Consider the following 17,627-nt stretch of genomic DNA (forward strand, 5'->3'; position numbering starts at 1 on the left):
GCCCGATCACGTCGTCACTCCGCCGCGCCGATATCCGCGCTGCGCGCACGCTCGTGCACGACGCCCTGGGCAGCACCGTCCGCCGCGAAGCGGGCCGGCAACGACACGATCGTCTCGAACGCGCGATACGGCGCGCCGACGCGATCGTCGGTGAAGCGCAGCGCGATGTCGCCGCCGTCGCGCTTCAGGAAGTTGCGCACCGCGTCCATGCCGACGCCGCGCCCCGACACTTCGGTCACGGCACTCGCAGTCGAGAAGCCCGGCCGGAAGATCAGCTCGGCCACCTCATCGTCGGACAGCGCCGCGTCGTGGTCGGCATCGATCCAGCCGCGCTCGCGCGCAATGCCGCGAATCCGGTCGAGCGCGAGGCCGCGGCCGTCGTCACTCAGCACGAACCACAGCTCGCCGCCGCCCACGCCGACCGCGATGTCGATCGTGCCGGATGCCGCCTTGCCGGCCGAGCGCCGCTCGTCGGACGATTCGATCCCGTGGTCCATCGAATTGCGCAGCAGGTGCATGAACACGTTCTTCAGCGTCGCGGCGATTTCGCTGCGCACGCGGTGGCCGTGGCTGTCGATATGCACGACCGGCGCCGGCTTGCCGAGTTCGGCCGCAAGCGACGGCAGCGACTCGATCACGCCGCCGAGCGCATCGCCGATGCCTTGCGTGCCAAGCTGGCTCAGCATGCGGCGCACGGCGTCGCGTGCCGCGTGCCAGTCGGCCGCGTTCGCCGGATCGGCGCCGTCGAGCACGCGCAGGCTCTCGCTGATGCGCGCGCGTTCGACCATCAGGAAGTCGGCGCCCTGCACCGCTTCGCCGCTGCGGCCGAGCGTGACCGCGTTGATCGTCGCGTAGTGCTCGACCGCGTCGCGCACACGCGCCAGGTCGTCCATCAGCGCGTCGCGGTTCCACTCGGGGCCGCCGTCCGCGCGACGCAGCGAGTCGTACGCCTGCTCCGCTTCGTGGACGATGTTCGTCAGGTGCTGCAGGCTGTACGTGCGCGCATTGCCCTTGATCGTGTGCATGTTGCGGAACAGCGCCGCGACGATCGAGTGATCGGCGCGCTCGTGCTGGCGGATCATCCGCTCGTTCTCGCTGAGGAAGCCCTTCGCGCTGTGCACGAAGTCGTGGAACTTGTCCTGGCTGATCGACAAAATCTCGCCGATCATCTCGAGGCGGCGCTGCTGCTCGCCCGCCTGCGCGGTCAGCTCGCGAATCTCGGTCACGTCGCGCACGCACAGCATCAGGCGCACGACCGTGTCGGTCTCGTCGGTGATCGCCGACCAGCTCAGGTCGAGCCACTTGTCGCGGCCGTCCGGCATCCGCTTCGCGACTTCGTTCACCAGAAGGTGCTCGTTGAACTCGAAGTTCATGCTGTCTTCGCCGAGGCACGCGTGCACGGCCGCATCGACCTGCGAGCGAGCGTCGGACCCGATGTTCGAGTCGTCGAACACGAGCGCCATCAGGTCGCGGCCCGCGATGTCGTTCGTCTCGAAGATGGTTTCGAGGTACGCCGAATACTCCGCATGCACGACGCCGCCTTCGACGACGGTCAGGATCCCCTGCTGCATGTTCTGCAGCATCGCCTGGATGTCGGCCGTCTTCTGCTTGAGCTGCGCCGAGTTCTCCTGGATCTTCTCGATCATCCCGTTGAACGCGACGATCGAATGGCCGATTTCGTCCATCCGGCCCACCGGCACGCGGCGCGTGAAATCCTGGCTCGTCGCGATCTCGCTCATCGCCGTCTGCATCCCGATCAGCGGGCGCGTGATCTGGCGATACAGCAGCAGGCCGAGCGCGGTCAGCAGCACGATCACCGTACCGGCGACGCCCGCGATCGCGGTTGCCGTCGTCGAGAGCATCCCGTTCAGCGCGCTGATCGCGTCGTCCTTCTGGCGGTTCTTCTCGACGCGCAGCGTGTCGACGATGCTTTCGAGTTCGTCGCGATACTGCGCGACGTTCGCGAACAGGTACGCCTGCGCCATCTCGGGCTTGCCGTCGGCCTTCATCTTGACGGTGTCGTCGATCGCCGCGAAATAGTTCGTGGCGCTGTCCTTCGCCTGCGAGACGAGCCCGACCTGCGCCTGGCCGACCGCCGACTTCGCCTGCACGTCGAGTGCGGCGCGCAGCGCGGCCTGCTTCGCCTTCAGCTCGTCGCGCGCCTGGGCGGCGGTATTCGCGTCGGGCGCGTAGACGAGCGTCATCGTCGCGATCTGGATGTTCTTCACATCGGCGACGAGATCCGCCGACGCGAGCGCGCTCGGCACGATTCCCTGGGTGACCTGACGTACCTCGGACGCGCTCTTGCGTGTCTGGTACACGGCATAGATGCCGATCGCGGACAGCGCGAAGAACGTCAGGACGACTAGCAGCGTAATGCGATGACGGATGGTCATGAGTACAGCTCCCCGCAGCGATCCGGATTCGACCGCCGTTTGGTCTATTGAAAGAATGTGAGCGCCGAATTATCGGGGATGGCGCATGACGATCCGATGACCGAAAATCAATCGTTCATTGATAAAAATGCAATGAATAATTGCGACGAAAGAACCCTAAAGTATTGCCGGAATCTGCCGTTAACCTTCTGCCTCATGGCTTCGAACGGCGACCCTGCGCGGCCGGAAAATTCGGGATCCGGATATTTGTTTTTTAATTATTTGATCCGGGAATTAACCGAAATCGGGCTTTCGTAAAACGTTTGCGGATTATCCGCGAATTCGGTCGAATTCGCGATTTTTTATTGCAGTCGAGTGATTCGACGGACGGATGAAAACGATACCGCCCGCCCTGGGGCCGACGAGCGACGATACATCGCATCGTTGCCCCAGGAGCGGGCGTGACCGGCTACCGGTCAGTGGCTGCTGGCGCGAGTCGCCCCCAGCCCCGTTTCAGAACGCACCTGCTGCGCGGCGAACGCGCCCTTCTCCGCCTTCGCGCGCAGGCTCGTGTCGAGCACCGAGAACAGCCACACACCCACGAAGCCGATCGTCATCGAGAACAACGCGGGCGACGTGTACGGGAACCACGCCGAACCCTTCGGATAACCGAGCGTTGCCTCCCACACCGACGGCGACACGATGGTCAGCCCCACCGACGAGACCAGCCCCAGGAACCCGCCGATGACCGCGCCGCGCGTGGTGCAGCCCTTCCACATCATCGACAGGAACAGCACCGGGAAATTGGCCGAGGCCGCCACGGCAAATGCCAGCGACACCATGAACGCGACGTTCTGCTTCTCGAACGCGATGCCCAGCAGTACGGCGATCACGCCGAGCACCAGCGTCGTGATGCGCGACACCTTCAGCTCGTCGGCACTGTTCGCCTTGCCGTTCTTGAAGACGGTCGCGTAGAGGTCGTGCGACACCGCGGACGCGCCAGACAGCGTGAGCCCGGCGACCACCGCCAGAATCGTCGCGAAGGCCACGGCCGAGATGAAGCCGTAGAACACGTCGCCGCCTACCGTCTTGGCCACCAGCACCGCGGCCATGTTGGCCGTGCCCGCACCGCCCTTGATCACGCCCTTGGCCACGTCGGCCAGTTCCGGATTGGTCAGCACCAGCGTGATCGCACCGAAACCGATGATGAAGATCAGCACGTAGAAATAGCCGATCCACGTGGTTGCCCAGAACACGGACTTACGCGCTTCCTTCGCATCCGGCACCGTGAAGAAGCGCATCAGGATGTGCGGCAGGCCGGCGGTGCCGAACATCAGCGCCATGCCGAACGAGATGGCCGAGATCGGATCCTTGATGAACCCGCCCGGCGACATCACCGACAGCCCGATCCGCGTGGCGTCGTCCGGCGACTTGCCGGCATTCGCGGCGATCGCGGTCTTGACTTCCACGGCATGGGCGAACAGCGCCTCCGGGCTGAAGCCGTACTGCGCGAGCACCATGATCGCCATGAACGTCACGCCCGCAAGCAGCATGCACGCCTTGATGATCTGCACCCAGGTGGTGGCAGTCATGCCGCCGAACAGCACGTAGACCATCATCAGCGCGCCGACGATGACGACGGCCATCCAGTAGTCGAGACCGAACAGCAGCTTGATGAGCTGCCCCGCGCCGACCATCTGCGCGATCAGGTAGAACGCCACCACCACCAGCGTGCCGACCGCGGCGAAACTGCGGATCGGCCCCTGTTCGAAGCGATAGCCCGCGACGTCGGCGAAGGTGAACTTGCCGAGGTTGCGCAGCCGTTCGGCCATCAGGAACGTGATGACCGGCCAGCCGACCAGAAAGCCGATCGAGTAGATCAGGCCGTCGTAACCCGACGTCATCACCGCGGCGGAAATGCCGAGGAAGGATGCCGCCGACATGTAGTCGCCCGAGATCGCCAGGCCGTTCTGGAACCCGGTAATGCCGCCGCCGGCCGTATAGAAATCCGCGGCGGAACGCGTGCGGGACGCCGCCCACTTGGTGATCCACAGCGTCCCTGCCACGAACAGCGCGAACAGGACGATGGCCGTGGTGTTGGTCGCCTGCTTGGCGGTCTGACCGACGTCGCCGCCGCCCGCGATGGCCACGCCGCACGCGCCCGCTGCCAGCAGCGCGACCAGCGTCATCGAAAGTGTCTTCTTCATTGGGCGACGTCCTGCAGGATGTCCTGCGTCAGTTGATCGTATTCGTTGTTCGCGCGACGCACGTAGATGCCTGTGATGACGACGGTAAATACGATCACCGCCATGCCGACCGGTACGCCGACACTCGTCACGCCGGTGCTGACGGGCTTCGCGAGGAACGACTTGTCGAATGCGATCAGTGCGATGTAGCCGTAGTACACGATCAACATCAGCACGGTCAGGAAGACACCGAGCGTATTGCGCCGTCGCTTGAGTTGCGCATACTTCGGATGCGCTTCGATTTTTTTCACCAACCCATCATGCATCGCCTGTCTCCTGGTTTGCTTTTGAATGAGTGTGGCGATTCTGAAGAGCGAAGCTGACTGCGCGCTTACTCGATCTTTCGAGGGCGGCCTCCCGGGCACTATGGTTTTCCCTAGCGGTACAGCGCGTAACGCCGCTCTCTCACGGGAGACGCTTGATGGGTGTACGCGGCACCGCGCGCCGCGCGACGTCACGTCGACGTCATTTCGGCGCAGCGATGCGGGTTAGTCCGGACGCAATATTTCGATAGTTCTCGATAAGCGGATAGTCGCGCGCAGCGTCGATCACGGATCGAGCGCGCCGCCCGACCATCCCGCCGAAGGCCGCGAACCCGTCAGCTTCAGCGCGACGTCGCCCTGCGCGACCAGCCGCTCGCGATTGCGCGTGACGATGCGTCCGGCCTGCGGCGCGACCAGCACGTGCTCGCTGCCGGGCACGCCCGGATGCGCGACGATCCGCGCGATGCGCTCGCCCGCGTCGACCGTCGCGCCGAGTTCGCGTTCGTACACGAGCACGCCCGACACCGGCGCGACCACCGTCTCCATGTGCGCGATCGGCACGGCCTCGCCATGCCAGTCATGCGTGCCGGCAGGCTCCGCGATCACGCCGCGGCCGCGCAGGAACGCCAGCACGCCGTCGGCATCACGCTCGGCGAGTGCATCGGATACGTCGGATTGCCCGCGCAGCTCGACGGTCGCGACGAGCCGTTCGCGCAGGCCGCCGTTGCGCGCCCAGTGCGCGGCGATCGCGCCTTCGAACGCGCCGTCGTCGTCCTCGTCCCACAGAATCGCGACGTCGACGCCGAGCGCCGCTGCGAGATCGCGGCCGGCCGGCCACATTTCGCGCTGCACGTACAGGTACGGCAGCGCATCGGAATCGGTATGCAGGTCGAGCACGATATCGGCGTTGCACGCGGCGTCGAACAGCGTGCGCTGCCAGGCGGCGAATGTCGTCGCAGGCCGGCGCGCCGCGGCCGATTCATGGAAATGCCGGTTGAAATTGCGCTGCGTCGCATCGTGGAAGCGGCCGAGCAGCCGCCCTTGCCGGAACTGCGCGAGCCCGAGCGGGTTCGCCTGCGGCACCACCGTCACCGTGCCGCGCAGCATGCCGCGATCGTGCGCCGCGTACAGCTGCGGCAGCAAGCGGTGCAGCACGAGCATGCCGGCGATCTCGTCCGCATGCACGCCGGCCTGCAGGTGCACGCGCGGCCCGTCGCCGCCCGACAGCCGCCATGCGCGGATCGCGAGCGGCTGCCCGCCGTCGCCGGGCACCTGCCATGTCTGCGTCTCGATCATCGTCCGTCCTCCTTCCGGTTCGACTCGCCCATCACGACGCTGCGCGCGAATCCGCGCCGAGGCCCGCGACGAACGCCGCAATGCGCTCGCAGGCGTCGGCCAGCTTCGCATCGTCAACGACGAAGCCGAAGCGCACGAAGCCGGATGCGGTATCGCCGAACGCGCTCGCATCGAGCAGCGCAACCTGCTTCGAGCGGAACAATCCCCACGTGAATGCGTGCGCGTCGAGCCCCGTGCCGCGCACGTCGACCATCATGAACATTCCGGCTTCCGGCAGCAGGCAACGCAGCCCCGGCACGTCGCGCAGGCGCGCGTAGGCCAGGTCGCGGCGGCGCCGGTACAGCTCGCGCATGTCCGCGACGATCGCTGCCTTGTTTTCGAGCGCGGTGACGGCCGCCTGCTGGATGAAGCCCGGCAGCCCGTACAGCATGCACAGCGCGAGCCGCTCCGCGTGCTCGATCAGCTCGGTCGGGCCGATCGCCCAGCCGACCCGCCAGCCGGGCATCGCATGCGATTTCGACAGGCTGCCGATCGTCACCGTGCGTTCGGCCATCCCCGGCAGCGACGCGATGCTGACCAGGTCGCGCTCGAACGTCAGCTCCGCATAGACCTCGTCGGACACGACCCACAGATCGCGCTCGCAGGCGAGCCGCGCGATCCGTTCGAGATCGGCGCGCGGCAGCACGACGCCGGTCGGGTTGCACGGCGTCGCGAAGAAGATCGCCTTCGTGCGCGGCGTCACGGCCGCTTCGAGCGCGTCGAAGTCGAGATGAAAGCCGCGCGACGCATCGACCGGCACCGGCACGAGCGTCGCGCCCGACGCGCGCACGCTCGCCTCGTACGTCAGGTACATCGGCTCCGGCACGATCACCTCGTCGCCCGCCTCGCACAGGCACATCGCCATCGCGAACAGCGCGTTCTGCGCGCCGGCCGTCACGATCACGTGCTCGGCACCGACCGCCTGCCCGGACGCCTTCGCATGCTCGCGCGCAATCGCCGTACGCAGTTCGGCGCGGCCCCGCACTTCGCTGTAGTGGGTGTCACCGCCGCGCAGCGCGGCTACCGCCCGCTCGACGATGATCTCCGGCGTCGAAAAGTCGGGATCGCCGACGCTCAGGATGATCGCCGGCTCGCCCGCCGCGACGGCCGCCTGCGCCGCGTAATGAATGTCCCACGCAGTCGTGCGCTTGCCCTGCAGGCGATCGACCAGCTTCGAATAGTTCATGCGTTCTCCGTCGCGCGGCGCCCGAGCGGCGGCCGCATCTTCAAGGGTTCGTTCAACGCGGCATGCGTACCGGCACACGCCGCTCGAGCCGACCGAACGCGCGTTCGATCACGAACGCGAGCACGACATAGATCACGGCGATCGCCAGCAGCGGCTCGTAGGTCCGCAGCGTCTGCGCGCGGATGTAGTTCGCGGCGCCGAGCACGTCCATCACCGCGACCGTCGACGCGAGCGCGGTCGATTTCAGCAGCATCACCGTCTCGCCCGCGAGCGTCGGCAGCAGGATCTGGATCGCGCGCGGCAGCCACACGCGCCGCGCGATCATCGACGGGCGCATTCCCATCGCGCGCGCCGCCTCGATCTCGCCCTTCGGTACGCCGCGCAGGCCCGCGCGCAGCACCTCGCCGACATACGCGCCGACGCTGATCACCAGCGCGAACGCGACATACCAGAAGCCGTCGCGCAGGAACGGCCACAGCACGCTGTCGCGCAGCGCGGGCCAGCCGGCGAACAGCGAGCCGAGGCCATAGTAGATCAGGTAGATCTGCACGAGCAGCGGCGTGCCGCGTATCACTTCGGTGAAGGCCTTGCTGACGCGCGCGACGACCGGGTTGCCCGACAGCCGCGCGAACGCGACGACGATCGCGAGCGCGAAGCCGAACACGGCCGAGATGACGAGCAGCTTGACGGTGGTCAGCACGCCGAGCAGCAGCAGCGATCCGTAGGAAGACAGTACGCTCAGATCCATGACGTTGATCCGGTTCGGTCAGAAAATGCGTGAGAAGACCCGGCGCGGCTCACGATGCCGGCATCCACCGGCCGAAACGCCGCTCGATCTCGCGAAACAGCATGCCGGACAGCGACGTGATCGCGAAGTACACGGCCGCGACCATCAGGTAGTAGTGCATGTACTCGCGCGTCGACCCGGCCGCCTGCTTCGCGGTGTAGAGCAGCTCGCTGTAGCCGACCACACTGATCAGCGCACTGTCTTTCACGAGGATCAGCCACAGGTTCGTGAAGCCGGCCAGCGCATACGGCGCCATCGCCGGCAGCGTCACGCGGCGGAACACGAGTGCCGGCGGTGCGCCGAACGCGCGCGCGGCCTCGATCTGCCCGTACGGGATCGCGAGGATCGCACCGCGGATGATCTCGGCCGCATACGCGCCCTGCACGATGCCGAGCACGATCACCGCCGCCGCGAAGCCGTTGACCGCGACCGGCCCGGCACCGATCGCCGTCATCAGCAGGTTGATCGCGTCGGTGCCCGCGTAATAGAGCAGCAGGATCAGCAGCAGCTCGGGCACCGCGCGGCACAGCGTCGTGTAGCCCTGCGCGAGCCGCTCCAGCGCGCGCACGCCGGACAGCTTCGCGGCCGCACCCAGCAGCCCGAGCACGATGCCGACGACGAACGCGCCGAGCGAAATCTCGAGCGTCACGCCCGCGCCCTGCAGGAGCGCGACGCCCCAGCCGTCCGGGTCCATGCCCAGGTAGCTCACCCATCCCCAACCGTCCATGCCGCCTCCTCGTCCGTGCGCGTATCCGTGCGATCAGTGCGGCCAGAGGTCGATCGGGAAATACTTCTTCGCGATCTGCGCGTACTTGCCCGACGCATGCAGCTGCTCGAGCGCCTGGTCCATCTGCTGCTTGAGCGGTGCATCGGCCTTGCGCATCCCCGCGCCCACACCGTAGCCGAAGATCGCCGGGTCCATCTTCACGCTGCCGGGGCCCTTCAGCTCGAACGTGGCGCCGTCCTTCGACTTCAGGAAATCGAGGATGCCGAGCTGGTCGAGATACATCGTGTCGATGCGGCCGGCGACGAGGTCGGCGTTGCAGTCGTCCTGCGTGTTGTACAGGCGCACCGTCGCGTTCTTGCCGTAGGCCATCTTGATGAACTCGGCGTTCGCGGTCGAACCCTGCACGCCGATCACCTTGCCCTTCAGCCCGTCCGGCGTCAGCGTGAGCTTCTGGTTCTTCGCGCCGACGAAGGTGCCCGGCGTCTCGTAGTACGGCCGCGAGAACGAGATCACCTTCTGGCGCTCCGGCGTGATCGACATCGAGTTGAAGATCACGTCGATCTTGTCGCTGAGCAGCGCCGGGATGATGCCGTCCCACGCGACTTCCTTGATCTCGCACTTCGCCTTCATCTGCTCGCACAGCGCGCGGATCAGGTCGGCCTCGAAGCCGCTCCACTGGCCCGTCGGGCTCTTCATCAGGAACGGCGGATACGGCTCGGCGGCGACCCCGAAGCGCAGCACGCCCGACGACGCGTACGCGGAACCGAACGGCGCGAGCGCCGCGAGGACGAGACTCAACAGGCACAGCAGACTGCGTACGACACGTTTCATGGTCGGACTCCTTGCGGGAAAGATAGGGATCGGGGCAGCCGGCCGCGCGGGCACGCGCGGGTCGCCCCCGCGGTTCAGTGGCGTTGCCGGTGTGCGTTGACGAACTGGCGGCAGCGTTCGCTCTGCGGCGCGTCGAAGATCTCGGCCGGCGTGCCGCTCTCCTCGACGCGCCCCTCGTGCAGGAACAGCACCTTGTTCGACACGTCGCGCGCGAACGCCATCTCGTGCGTGACGAGAATCATCGTGCGGCCTTCGCACGCGAGATCGCGAATCACCTTCAGCACTTCGCCGACGCGTTCGGGATCGAGCGCGGAGGTCGGCTCGTCGAACAGCATCACCCTGGGCCGCATCGCCAGCGCGCGCGCAATCGCAACGCGCTGCTGCTGGCCGCCGGACAGGAACGCGGGATAGACGTTGCGCTTGTCGGCGAGGCCGACACGTTCGAGCAGCTGCTCGGCGCGCGCGATCGCTTCGGCGCGCGGTTCGCGCAGCACGTGCACGGGCATCTCGATCACGTTCTCGAGCACCGTGCGGTGCGCCCACAGGTTGAAGCTCTGGAACACCATGCCGAGCCGCGTGCGGATGCGCTCGACCTGGCGCGGATCGGTCGGCACCGTGCGGCCCTTGCGGTCGACCTTCAGGCCGATCTCCTCGCCATCGACCACGATGCGTCCGCGGGTCGGCGTCTCCAGCAGGTTGACGCAGCGAAGCAGCGTGCTCTTGCCCGAGCCGCTCGCGCCGATCAGCGAGATCACTTCGCCTTCGCGCGCGCTCAGCGACACGCCCTTCAACACCTCCAGCTCGCCGAACCGCTTGTGCAGGTCCATCACCTGCACGCGTTCCTCGACGGCCGCCTTCACGCTCTCCACCCGCGCCAACATGCTGTCTCCTGTGTCGAATTCTCACGCCCGTCCCGTGCGGGATCGCGGCGTCTTGTTGAATGGCCGACCAACCTCATGCGGAGTCGAGTATAGGCGCTGTTGAACGGTGGTTCAACAGATTTCAATAATCCGGGAGCAAGGGTTTTCGCGGGTTCCGCGCCGCTTTCGATGGTGTAATTGAACAAGCGTCCGACACTCCCCTATAATCGGTGCCATGACGATTCCGTAAGGTCACTCCGTGAAAAAGACTCCTGGCAGCGCACCGGTTCAGACCCGCGGCCGCGGTATCCGCGAAACGCCCGCGGTGCGGCAGCAATCGATCATCGACGCGACGATGCGCTGCATCGCGCGCTACAGCTATTCGGAAACCACGATCGACCGCATCTGCGCGGAAGCGAAGGTATCGCGCGGGCTGATCAACCATCACTTCCAGTCGAAAGACGAGCTGATGGCGCAGACCTACAAGCGGCTCGCGTCCGACCTGCTCGACGTGTCGCGCGCGGCCGCCGCGAACGCGACCGGCCCCGAGGACAAGCTCGACGCGATCATCAAGGTGTGTTTCGCCGCGCCGGTGTTCGCGCCGAAGAACGTGAAGGTATGGCTCGGCTTCTGGAGTGTCGCGCACAGCGACCCGGTGATCCGCAAGGCGCACAAGGAGCTGTATGCCGGCTACCGGCAGGCATTGAAGAAACTGTTCGACCAGATCGCGGAAGTGCGCGGCGGAACCGTCGACAGCGATCTCGCCGCGCTGACGCTCACAGCCGTGATCGACGGGTTCTGGCTCGAACTCGCGCGCGATCCGACGTCGTTTACCGCGGAAGACGCGCTGACGAGCTGCCTGCGCGTCGTCGATACGTTCCTGCCGCCGCCGAAGACGGCCCGCAAGCGCGCGTAGAACGCCGCGCCACGACGGCAGCATGGCTGCCGGATCACCGCCGGCAATCCGGCGGCACCCACGACGGCCTCGCATCGCGAGGCCGTCGCGTTCTCAGCGCGCGCGGATCTCGATCAGATACGGCGCATCGTGCGCCGCTGCTTCACCGAGTGCGCCGGCCAGCGAGCCGCCCTCCTCGATCCGCTGCGCGCCCCATCCATACGCCTGCGCGATCGCGACGAAATCGGGCGTATGCAGATCCACGCCGACCGGCTCGACGCCGCCATCGACCATCGCGCGCTTGATTTCCCCGTATCCGCCGTTGTTCAGCAGCACGACGATCACGCGGGCACGATGCTGCACCGCCGTGCCGAGCTCCGCGAGCGTGTACTGGAATCCGCCGTCGCCGGCGACGCAGACCACCGGTCGCGACGCATCGCCGAGGCTCGCGCCGACGGCGGCCGGCAGCCCGTAGCCGAGCGAGCCGAACCCGACCGACGCGTTGAACCAGCTGCGCGGGCGCGGCGCCGCAAAGCCGACGTTGCCCGCGTAGACGATGCGTGTCGAATCCCCGACGATCGCCGCATCGGGCAGCGTGTCGCGCACGCTGTCGAGCAGCGCGAGATCGCGCCGCATTTCGTCGTTCAGTTCCTGTCGCGCCGCCGCACGGCACATCGCCGCGCGTTCGACACCGCCGCGATCCGCGTGGGCGTGCGCATCGCCGGGCCACACGCGCCGCAGCGCGCGCAGGGTTTCGCCGACGTCGCCCAGCAAAGGCAGCGCGGGCACCGCATTGCGGCACAGTTGCTGTGGATCGATGTCGATCCGCACGAGCGGCGCGGGCATCGAGAAACTGCGCGTCGCGTACAGGTCGTAATCGGTCGGCCCGAGTTCGGTGCCGAGCGCGACGATCAGGTCGCTGTCGCGCATCAGTGCGCGCACCGCGTCGCTCGACGCCGACCACGCGATGCCGAGCGGATGTGCAGGCGGCAGCACGCCGCGGCCGTTGATCGTCATCACGACCGGTGCGTCGAGCGCTTCGGCGAGCCACCGCACGTCGTCGGCCGCGTCGAGCGCGCCGCCGCCCGCGAGGATCAGCGGCGCGCGCGCGGCAGCCGCCTTCGCGCGCAGTGCGTCGATGCCGTCGGCCGACGCGGGGCCGGGCGCGATGCGCGGCGGCGCAGCCGGCACCGGCGGCAACGTGTCGGCCGGCGCCGCGAGCACGTCGAGCGGAATCTGGAGGTGCACCGGGCGCGGCCGGCCGCCCGAGAACACCGCGAACGCGCGCGCGATCGCCTGCGGCAGTGCGTCGGCGCGCGGCACCGTATAGCTGAACGCGGCGACGTTCTCCGCGAACGCGTGCTGGTCCGGCAGTTCGTGCAGATGGCCGTTGCCCGAGCCGATATCGCCGGACGCGTTGACGCTCGAGATCACCAGCATCGGAATCGAATCCGCATACGCCTGCGCCATCGACGTCGCGATGTTCGTCATCCCGGGGCCGGTGATCACGAAGCACACGCCGGGTTTGCCGGTCGCGCGCGCATAGCCGTCCGCCATGAAGCCGAGGCCCTGCTCGTGGCGCGCGCTCACGTGGCGCAGCGCGCTACCGGCCAGGCCGCGATACAGCTCGATCGTATGCACGCCGGGAATGCCGAACACCGTGTCGACGCGGTATGCGGCGAGCAGGTCGACGAGATACATGCCTACAGTTTTCATCAGAATTTGCTCCGAGAGACCCCGCCATTTCCCTCAAGGGGACTTCCTTCGGGGCGAATGGCGGGAAGGAAAGGAGTGCTGTTGACAGGCAGCTTCTTCCACGGGTTAGGATCACCGGCATGATCCTTGTCTACCGCTACCGCGTGAAGTCGCTCAACGGACTGCTCAACAAGCAGAGCCGTGCGGTGAACTACGTCTGGAACTTCTGCAATGACACGCAGAAGCACGCGCTCAAGTGGAGCAAGAAGTGGCCGACGGGTTTCGACTTGAACGTGCTGACGACGGGGAGCAGCAAGGCGCTCGGCATCCACTCCGGCACGATCAACGCAACCTGCGAGCAGTACGCGAAATCTCGCAGCCAGAGCCGACGTCCTTGCTTGCGCTATCGCGGCAGGAAATCGCTTGGTTGGGTGCCGCTGAAGGGCCGTGATCTGAAGCGTGAAGGCGACGCGTTCCGATTTGCCGGCAACACGTTCCGCGTGTTCAACAACCGCCCGCCTCCCGAGGGCAAGATCAAGGACGGAACCAATTTCGCGCAAGATGCGCGCGGCAACTGGTTTCTCAACATCGTGATCGAGATACCCGATGTTCAGGTGCGCCCGATTCGTTCGGGTGTCGGTATTGATCTTGGCCTGAAAGACTTCGCCACACTTTCGACCGGCGAAAAGCTGCCGAACGACCGGTTTGGTCGGCGTGCAGCCGAAAAGCTGGCGAAAGCCCAACGTGCGCGAAAGCACAAGCGGCACATTGCGAAGCTGCACGCGAAGGTGGCGAATGCCCGCGCCGATTTCCAGCACAAGGTTGCGCTCGATCTGGTGCGACGCTTCGATTACCTCGCGGTCGGCAACGTGTCGACTGCCAAGCTCGCCAGAACCAAGATGGCGAAGAGCGTCTACGACGCATCCTGGTCGTCCTTCCGGGACAAGCTCCGTTATAAAGCGATCGCGCACGGGGCCACGTTCGAGGAAGTCGACGAAAGCGGTTCTACCCAGTCCTGTTCGGCGTGCGGGTCGAAAGACAGCACGACGCGGCCGAAAGGTATCGCAGGGCTGCGAATAAGAGAGTGGGTTTGCAGTGAATGTGGTGTCGCACATGATCGTGATATCAACGCTGCCCGAAACATTCTCCGATGCGGACGTGCATCGCCAGCTGTGGGAATCCTCCGCCTTTCGGCCTGAGGAGGACGTCAACGTTCAAGGTAGGTTTCCGGATCGCGTACCGGCCGGCGCGGCCGCCGTCAGTGCGCGAGCCCCGGCAGCAGTTCGCGCACACCCTGCGCGAGCATCTGGAACGCGATCGCGGTCAGCACGATGCCCGACAGCCGCTCGACGAGCGTCCTGCCGATCTCGCCGAGCCGCCGGCACCACGATGCCGAGCACGCATACGTGAGCCCGATCACGCCCGCATGCAGCACGCAGGCCGCGCTTAGCGCGAGCAGGTCGGACGGCGTGTGAAAGCGCGTCGCGGTCGTGATCACGAGCGACATCACCGCGCTGCCGATCGACAGCGGGAAGATCAGCGGCACCGCGATGTAGTTGCGCCACTGCGCATATTCGAGCCGCCGGTCGCCGCCGCTGCGTTCGTCGTTCGCCGTGTCGCGCATCATCGGGATCGACCACAGGCACAGCACGAGGCCGCCCGTCAGCGTCAGCGCGCCAAGCGTGAGGCCGAGCATGCGCAGCAGGAACTGCCCGCCCCATACCGCGCCGACCATCAGCGCCGCGATCCACGCGAACAGCCTGAACGCGATCTGCCGCTGCGTCACGTCGGGAAAATGCCCGGTAACGGCCGCGTACATCGGGATCGCGACCGGCGGACAGAACAGCGTCAGCAGGCCGGTCAGGAACAGCAGCACGTCGCTCGACGTCAAGGTCATCGCTCGATCTCGCATGCGGTCGGAGGGTTGGGAGGCGCATCGGCATGCGTGGCCGGGTGTCGCGGTCAGTCCTGCGCGGCTTCCTGCGGCGCGCGCTCACGCGGCCGCATGTCGCAGTCGAAGTCGTCGAGCGTCGGAAACGCCATCGGTTCGAGCCGATCGAGCTGCGCGAGATGCTCGTCGTAGCGGTCGAGCACGGCCGCGCGCTCGGCATCGCCGATATACGGCACGTGATAACCGACGAACGACGGCAGCACGTCGAAGCCCGCGTAGCCGAGCGTGCCGCGCAGCACGTGGCGCAGCATCAGGTCGATGTCGCCGTGCACGCCGTCCGCGCCGAACATGTAGTCGCGGCCGCCGCACGTACAGGCGAGCAGCGCGCGCTTGCCGCGCATCCCGCCGCGGTCGTAGAAGCGCACGCCGCCGTACACCTTGCCCGACACGAGCACGCGGTCGATCCAGCCCTTCATGATCGCCGGCACCGAGCACCAGAACAGCGGGAAGCTCAGGATCAGCAGGTCGCACGCGGCCAGCTTCTCGAGTTCCGCGGCGATGTCCGGCGCGATCGCATTCGCGGCGACGTTCTCGCGCTGCTCCAGCGCGTAGACGAGATAGTCGGGGTTCTTGCGCACGCCGAAATCGGCCGCGCTCGCAACCGGATTCCACTGCATCGCGTACAGGTCGGACACCGTCACGGTATGCCCCTGCGCTTCGAGCGTGCTCACCGCGCGGTGCAGCATCGACGTCGTGAACGACTGCGGTTCGGGATGGGCGTGAACGATCAGGACTTTCATGGTGCGCGTTTTCTCCGCAACGTAACGTTGAATGGTTGAATTCAGACGGCCCCCGCCGCGCGCTTGCGCAGCAGCGACAGGCCGATCGCGACGCAGGTCGCGACGAGCAGCAGCGTGGACACCGACGCGATCGCGGGATCGACGTTCTCGCGCATCCCGTCCCACATCCGGCGCGGCAGCGTGTACACGCTCCGGCTCGAGATGAACAGCGTGACGACGAGCTCGTCCCACGACAGGATGAACGCGAACACCGCCGCCGACAGCACGCCCGGCCGGATCGACGGCAGGATCACGTAGCGCAGCGTCTGCGCGAGGTTCGCGCCGAGGCTGCGCGACGCCTGTTCGATCCGCAGGCCGACGGTCGCGAGCGACGCGGACACGGCCACCACCACATAAGGCACCGACAGCACGACGTGCGACAGGATCACGGCCGGAAGGCTGTCGAGCATCCCGAGCTCGCCCCACAGCCGGTAGAACGCGAGCGCCGACACGATCGGCGGCACGATCAGCGGAAACAGGATCACGCCGCGCACGAATTCGCCGCGCCGCGACGCGACCTTCCACAGCCCGATCGCGCACAGCGTGCCGAGCGTGACCGAGATCGCCGACGACACCAGCGCGATCAGCCCGCTCTGCAGGAAGCTCGACACCCAGCCGTCGTCGTCGAGCAGCACGCTGTAGTGCCGCAGCGACAGCGCGCCGTCCGGCATCGACAGGTAATCGCTCGGCGTCAGCGATACGGGCACCGACACGAGCAGCGGCAGCATCAGGAACAGGATCGCGGCCCATGCGACGCCGACCACCAGCGCGCGCCCTGCGGTCATTCGGATCTTCATCGTTCGTCCTCCGGTCGGGTCAGCGCGCGCCGAACAGTTCGCGCAGGTCGACGAAACGCGCGAGCAGCGCGAGCGCGGCCAGGATCGACGCCAGCAGCAGCGACGCGAGCGCCGCCCCGCTGCCCCAGTTCACGAGCTGCAGGATCTGCGTGCTGATGTACTCGGCGATCATCACCGTGCGGCCGCCGCCGAGAATCACCGGCGTCACGTAGAAACCGAGCGAGAAGATGAACACGAGGATCGCCGCGCCGACGATGCCCGGCCGCGTCTGCGGGAAATACACCTTGCGGAACGTGACGAATGCGCCCGCGCCGAGCCCCTGCGACGCACGTGCGAGCTGCGGGTCGATGCCCTTCATGTTCGCGTACAGCGGCAGCACCGCATACGGAATCATGAAGTGGATCATCCCGATCACGACGCCGATCTCGTTGCGCATCAGCGGCAGCGGCGCGTCGATCAGGCCAACGCGCATCAGCAGCGTGTTCACGAGCCCCTGCTCGCCGAGCAGGAACAGCCACGAGAACGCACGCACCAGCACCGACGCCCAGAACGGCACGAGCAACCCGAACATCAGCGCCATCCGCTGGCGCGGGCCGACGTGAGCCATCGCATACGCGATCGCGTAGCCGAGCGCGACCGAAAAGACGGTCGTGACCGCGCACACGCGCAGCGTCGTCCACAGCACGCGGTGCACGCCGTGGTTTTCCAGCAGACGTGCGTAGTTGTGCAGGCCCGGCTCAGGCACCGTGAAGCCGAGCCACAGCACGCGCACGAGCGGATACACGTACAGCACGATCAGCACCGCGAGCAGCGGCACGACGAGCAGCCAGTAGCGATCGGCCTTCGCGCGGCCGAGCGGGACGCTGCCCGTGACGGGGGTAGACAGGGTATTCATGCGGT

The 17,627-nt window shown here is 66.7% G+C and carries 16 protein-coding genes; 2 read left to right on the plus strand and 14 right to left on the minus strand.

Annotated features, from left to right (window positions below; translation table 11 throughout):
• Window positions 1–14 precede the first annotated feature (14 nt).
• The 9 genes from BCO18175_RS21510 to BCO18175_RS21550 all read right to left on the minus strand — a co-directional run bounded on the left by BCO18175_RS21510 (window position 15) and on the right by BCO18175_RS21550 (window position 10,610).
• The gene (locus BCO18175_RS21510) at window positions 15–2,396 is read right to left on the minus strand and encodes an MCP four helix bundle domain-containing protein (protein WP_174983814.1); all 2,382 of its coding nucleotides are present in this window, start codon (window positions 2,394–2,396) and stop codon (window positions 15–17) included.
• A gap of 455 nt (window positions 2,397–2,851) precedes the next feature.
• A complete protein-coding gene (locus BCO18175_RS21515) occupies window positions 2,852–4,582 on the minus strand; it encodes a cation acetate symporter (protein ID WP_174983816.1) in 1,731 nt (576 codons plus the stop codon).
• Window positions 4,579–4,887 (minus strand): DUF485 domain-containing protein, encoded by a 309-nt coding sequence (locus BCO18175_RS21520; protein WP_174910839.1) that lies wholly within the window; start codon window positions 4,885–4,887, stop codon window positions 4,579–4,581. The genes BCO18175_RS21515 and BCO18175_RS21520 overlap by 4 nt, the downstream gene beginning before the upstream one ends.
• 282 nt (window positions 4,888–5,169) lie before the next feature.
• Window positions 5,170–6,180: a succinylglutamate desuccinylase/aspartoacylase domain-containing protein gene (locus BCO18175_RS21525; RefSeq protein ID WP_174983817.1), complete on the minus strand. Its 1,011-nt coding sequence runs from the start codon at window positions 6,178–6,180 to the stop codon at window positions 5,170–5,172.
• Window positions 6,181–6,211: 31 nt separating this feature from the next.
• Window positions 6,212–7,405, minus strand: coding sequence for a pyridoxal phosphate-dependent aminotransferase (locus tag BCO18175_RS21530; protein WP_174983819.1), 1,194 nt, complete (start codon window positions 7,403–7,405; stop codon window positions 6,212–6,214).
• Between the two features lie 52 nt (window positions 7,406–7,457).
• Window positions 7,458–8,153 carry an ABC transporter permease gene (locus tag BCO18175_RS21535; protein ID WP_174983821.1) on the minus strand — a complete coding sequence of 232 codons (696 nt, stop codon included), beginning with the start codon at window positions 8,151–8,153 and terminating at the stop codon, window positions 7,458–7,460.
• A 49-nt stretch (window positions 8,154–8,202) separates the two neighbouring features.
• Window positions 8,203–8,919, minus strand: a complete 717-nt coding sequence (locus tag BCO18175_RS21540; RefSeq protein WP_174969299.1) for an ABC transporter permease — start codon at window positions 8,917–8,919, stop codon at window positions 8,203–8,205.
• A gap of 33 nt (window positions 8,920–8,952) precedes the next feature.
• Window positions 8,953–9,750 (minus strand): transporter substrate-binding domain-containing protein, encoded by a 798-nt coding sequence (locus BCO18175_RS21545; protein WP_174983823.1) that lies wholly within the window; start codon window positions 9,748–9,750, stop codon window positions 8,953–8,955.
• Between the two features lie 74 nt (window positions 9,751–9,824).
• Window positions 9,825–10,610 carry an ABC transporter ATP-binding protein gene (locus BCO18175_RS21550; RefSeq protein WP_423752810.1) on the minus strand — a complete coding sequence of 262 codons (786 nt, stop codon included), beginning with the start codon at window positions 10,608–10,610 and terminating at the stop codon, window positions 9,825–9,827.
• 259 nt (window positions 10,611–10,869) lie between these two features.
• Between BCO18175_RS21550 and BCO18175_RS21555 the strand changes: the two genes are divergently transcribed.
• Window positions 10,870–11,526, plus strand: coding sequence for a TetR family transcriptional regulator C-terminal domain-containing protein (locus BCO18175_RS21555; RefSeq protein ID WP_226212924.1), 657 nt, complete (start codon window positions 10,870–10,872; stop codon window positions 11,524–11,526).
• A 93-nt stretch (window positions 11,527–11,619) separates the two neighbouring features.
• Here BCO18175_RS21555 and BCO18175_RS21560 read toward each other — a convergent pair whose 3' ends face one another.
• Window positions 11,620–13,221, minus strand: coding sequence for a 5-guanidino-2-oxopentanoate decarboxylase (locus tag BCO18175_RS21560; RefSeq protein ID WP_174983825.1), 1,602 nt, complete (start codon window positions 13,219–13,221; stop codon window positions 11,620–11,622).
• A 119-nt stretch (window positions 13,222–13,340) separates the two neighbouring features.
• On the opposite strand from BCO18175_RS21560, the gene BCO18175_RS21565 reads away from it, so the two are divergent.
• Window positions 13,341–14,399 carry an RNA-guided endonuclease InsQ/TnpB family protein gene (locus BCO18175_RS21565; RefSeq protein ID WP_174983826.1) on the plus strand — a complete coding sequence of 353 codons (1,059 nt, stop codon included), beginning with the start codon at window positions 13,341–13,343 and terminating at the stop codon, window positions 14,397–14,399.
• A gap of 59 nt (window positions 14,400–14,458) precedes the next feature.
• Here the strand turns inward: BCO18175_RS21565 and BCO18175_RS21570 are convergent, their stop codons facing one another.
• The 4 genes from BCO18175_RS21570 to BCO18175_RS21585 form a co-directional block, all read right to left on the minus strand.
• Window positions 14,459–15,097, minus strand: a complete 639-nt coding sequence (locus BCO18175_RS21570; RefSeq protein WP_174983827.1) for a MarC family protein — start codon at window positions 15,095–15,097, stop codon at window positions 14,459–14,461.
• Between the two features lie 65 nt (window positions 15,098–15,162).
• The gene (locus BCO18175_RS21575) at window positions 15,163–15,891 is read right to left on the minus strand and encodes an NAD(P)H-dependent oxidoreductase (protein ID WP_174983829.1); all 729 of its coding nucleotides are present in this window, start codon (window positions 15,889–15,891) and stop codon (window positions 15,163–15,165) included.
• A gap of 41 nt (window positions 15,892–15,932) precedes the next feature.
• The gene (locus tag BCO18175_RS21580; protein ID WP_174983831.1) at window positions 15,933–16,727 is read right to left on the minus strand and encodes an ABC transporter permease; all 795 of its coding nucleotides are present in this window, start codon (window positions 16,725–16,727) and stop codon (window positions 15,933–15,935) included.
• A gap of 19 nt (window positions 16,728–16,746) precedes the next feature.
• Window positions 16,747–17,622, minus strand: coding sequence for an ABC transporter permease (locus BCO18175_RS21585; protein ID WP_174910866.1), 876 nt, complete (start codon window positions 17,620–17,622; stop codon window positions 16,747–16,749).
• Window positions 17,623–17,627 lie beyond the last annotated feature (5 nt).

Source organism: Burkholderia lata (assembly GCF_902499335.1).
Classification (GTDB): domain Bacteria; phylum Pseudomonadota; class Gammaproteobacteria; order Burkholderiales; family Burkholderiaceae; genus Burkholderia; species Burkholderia lata_B.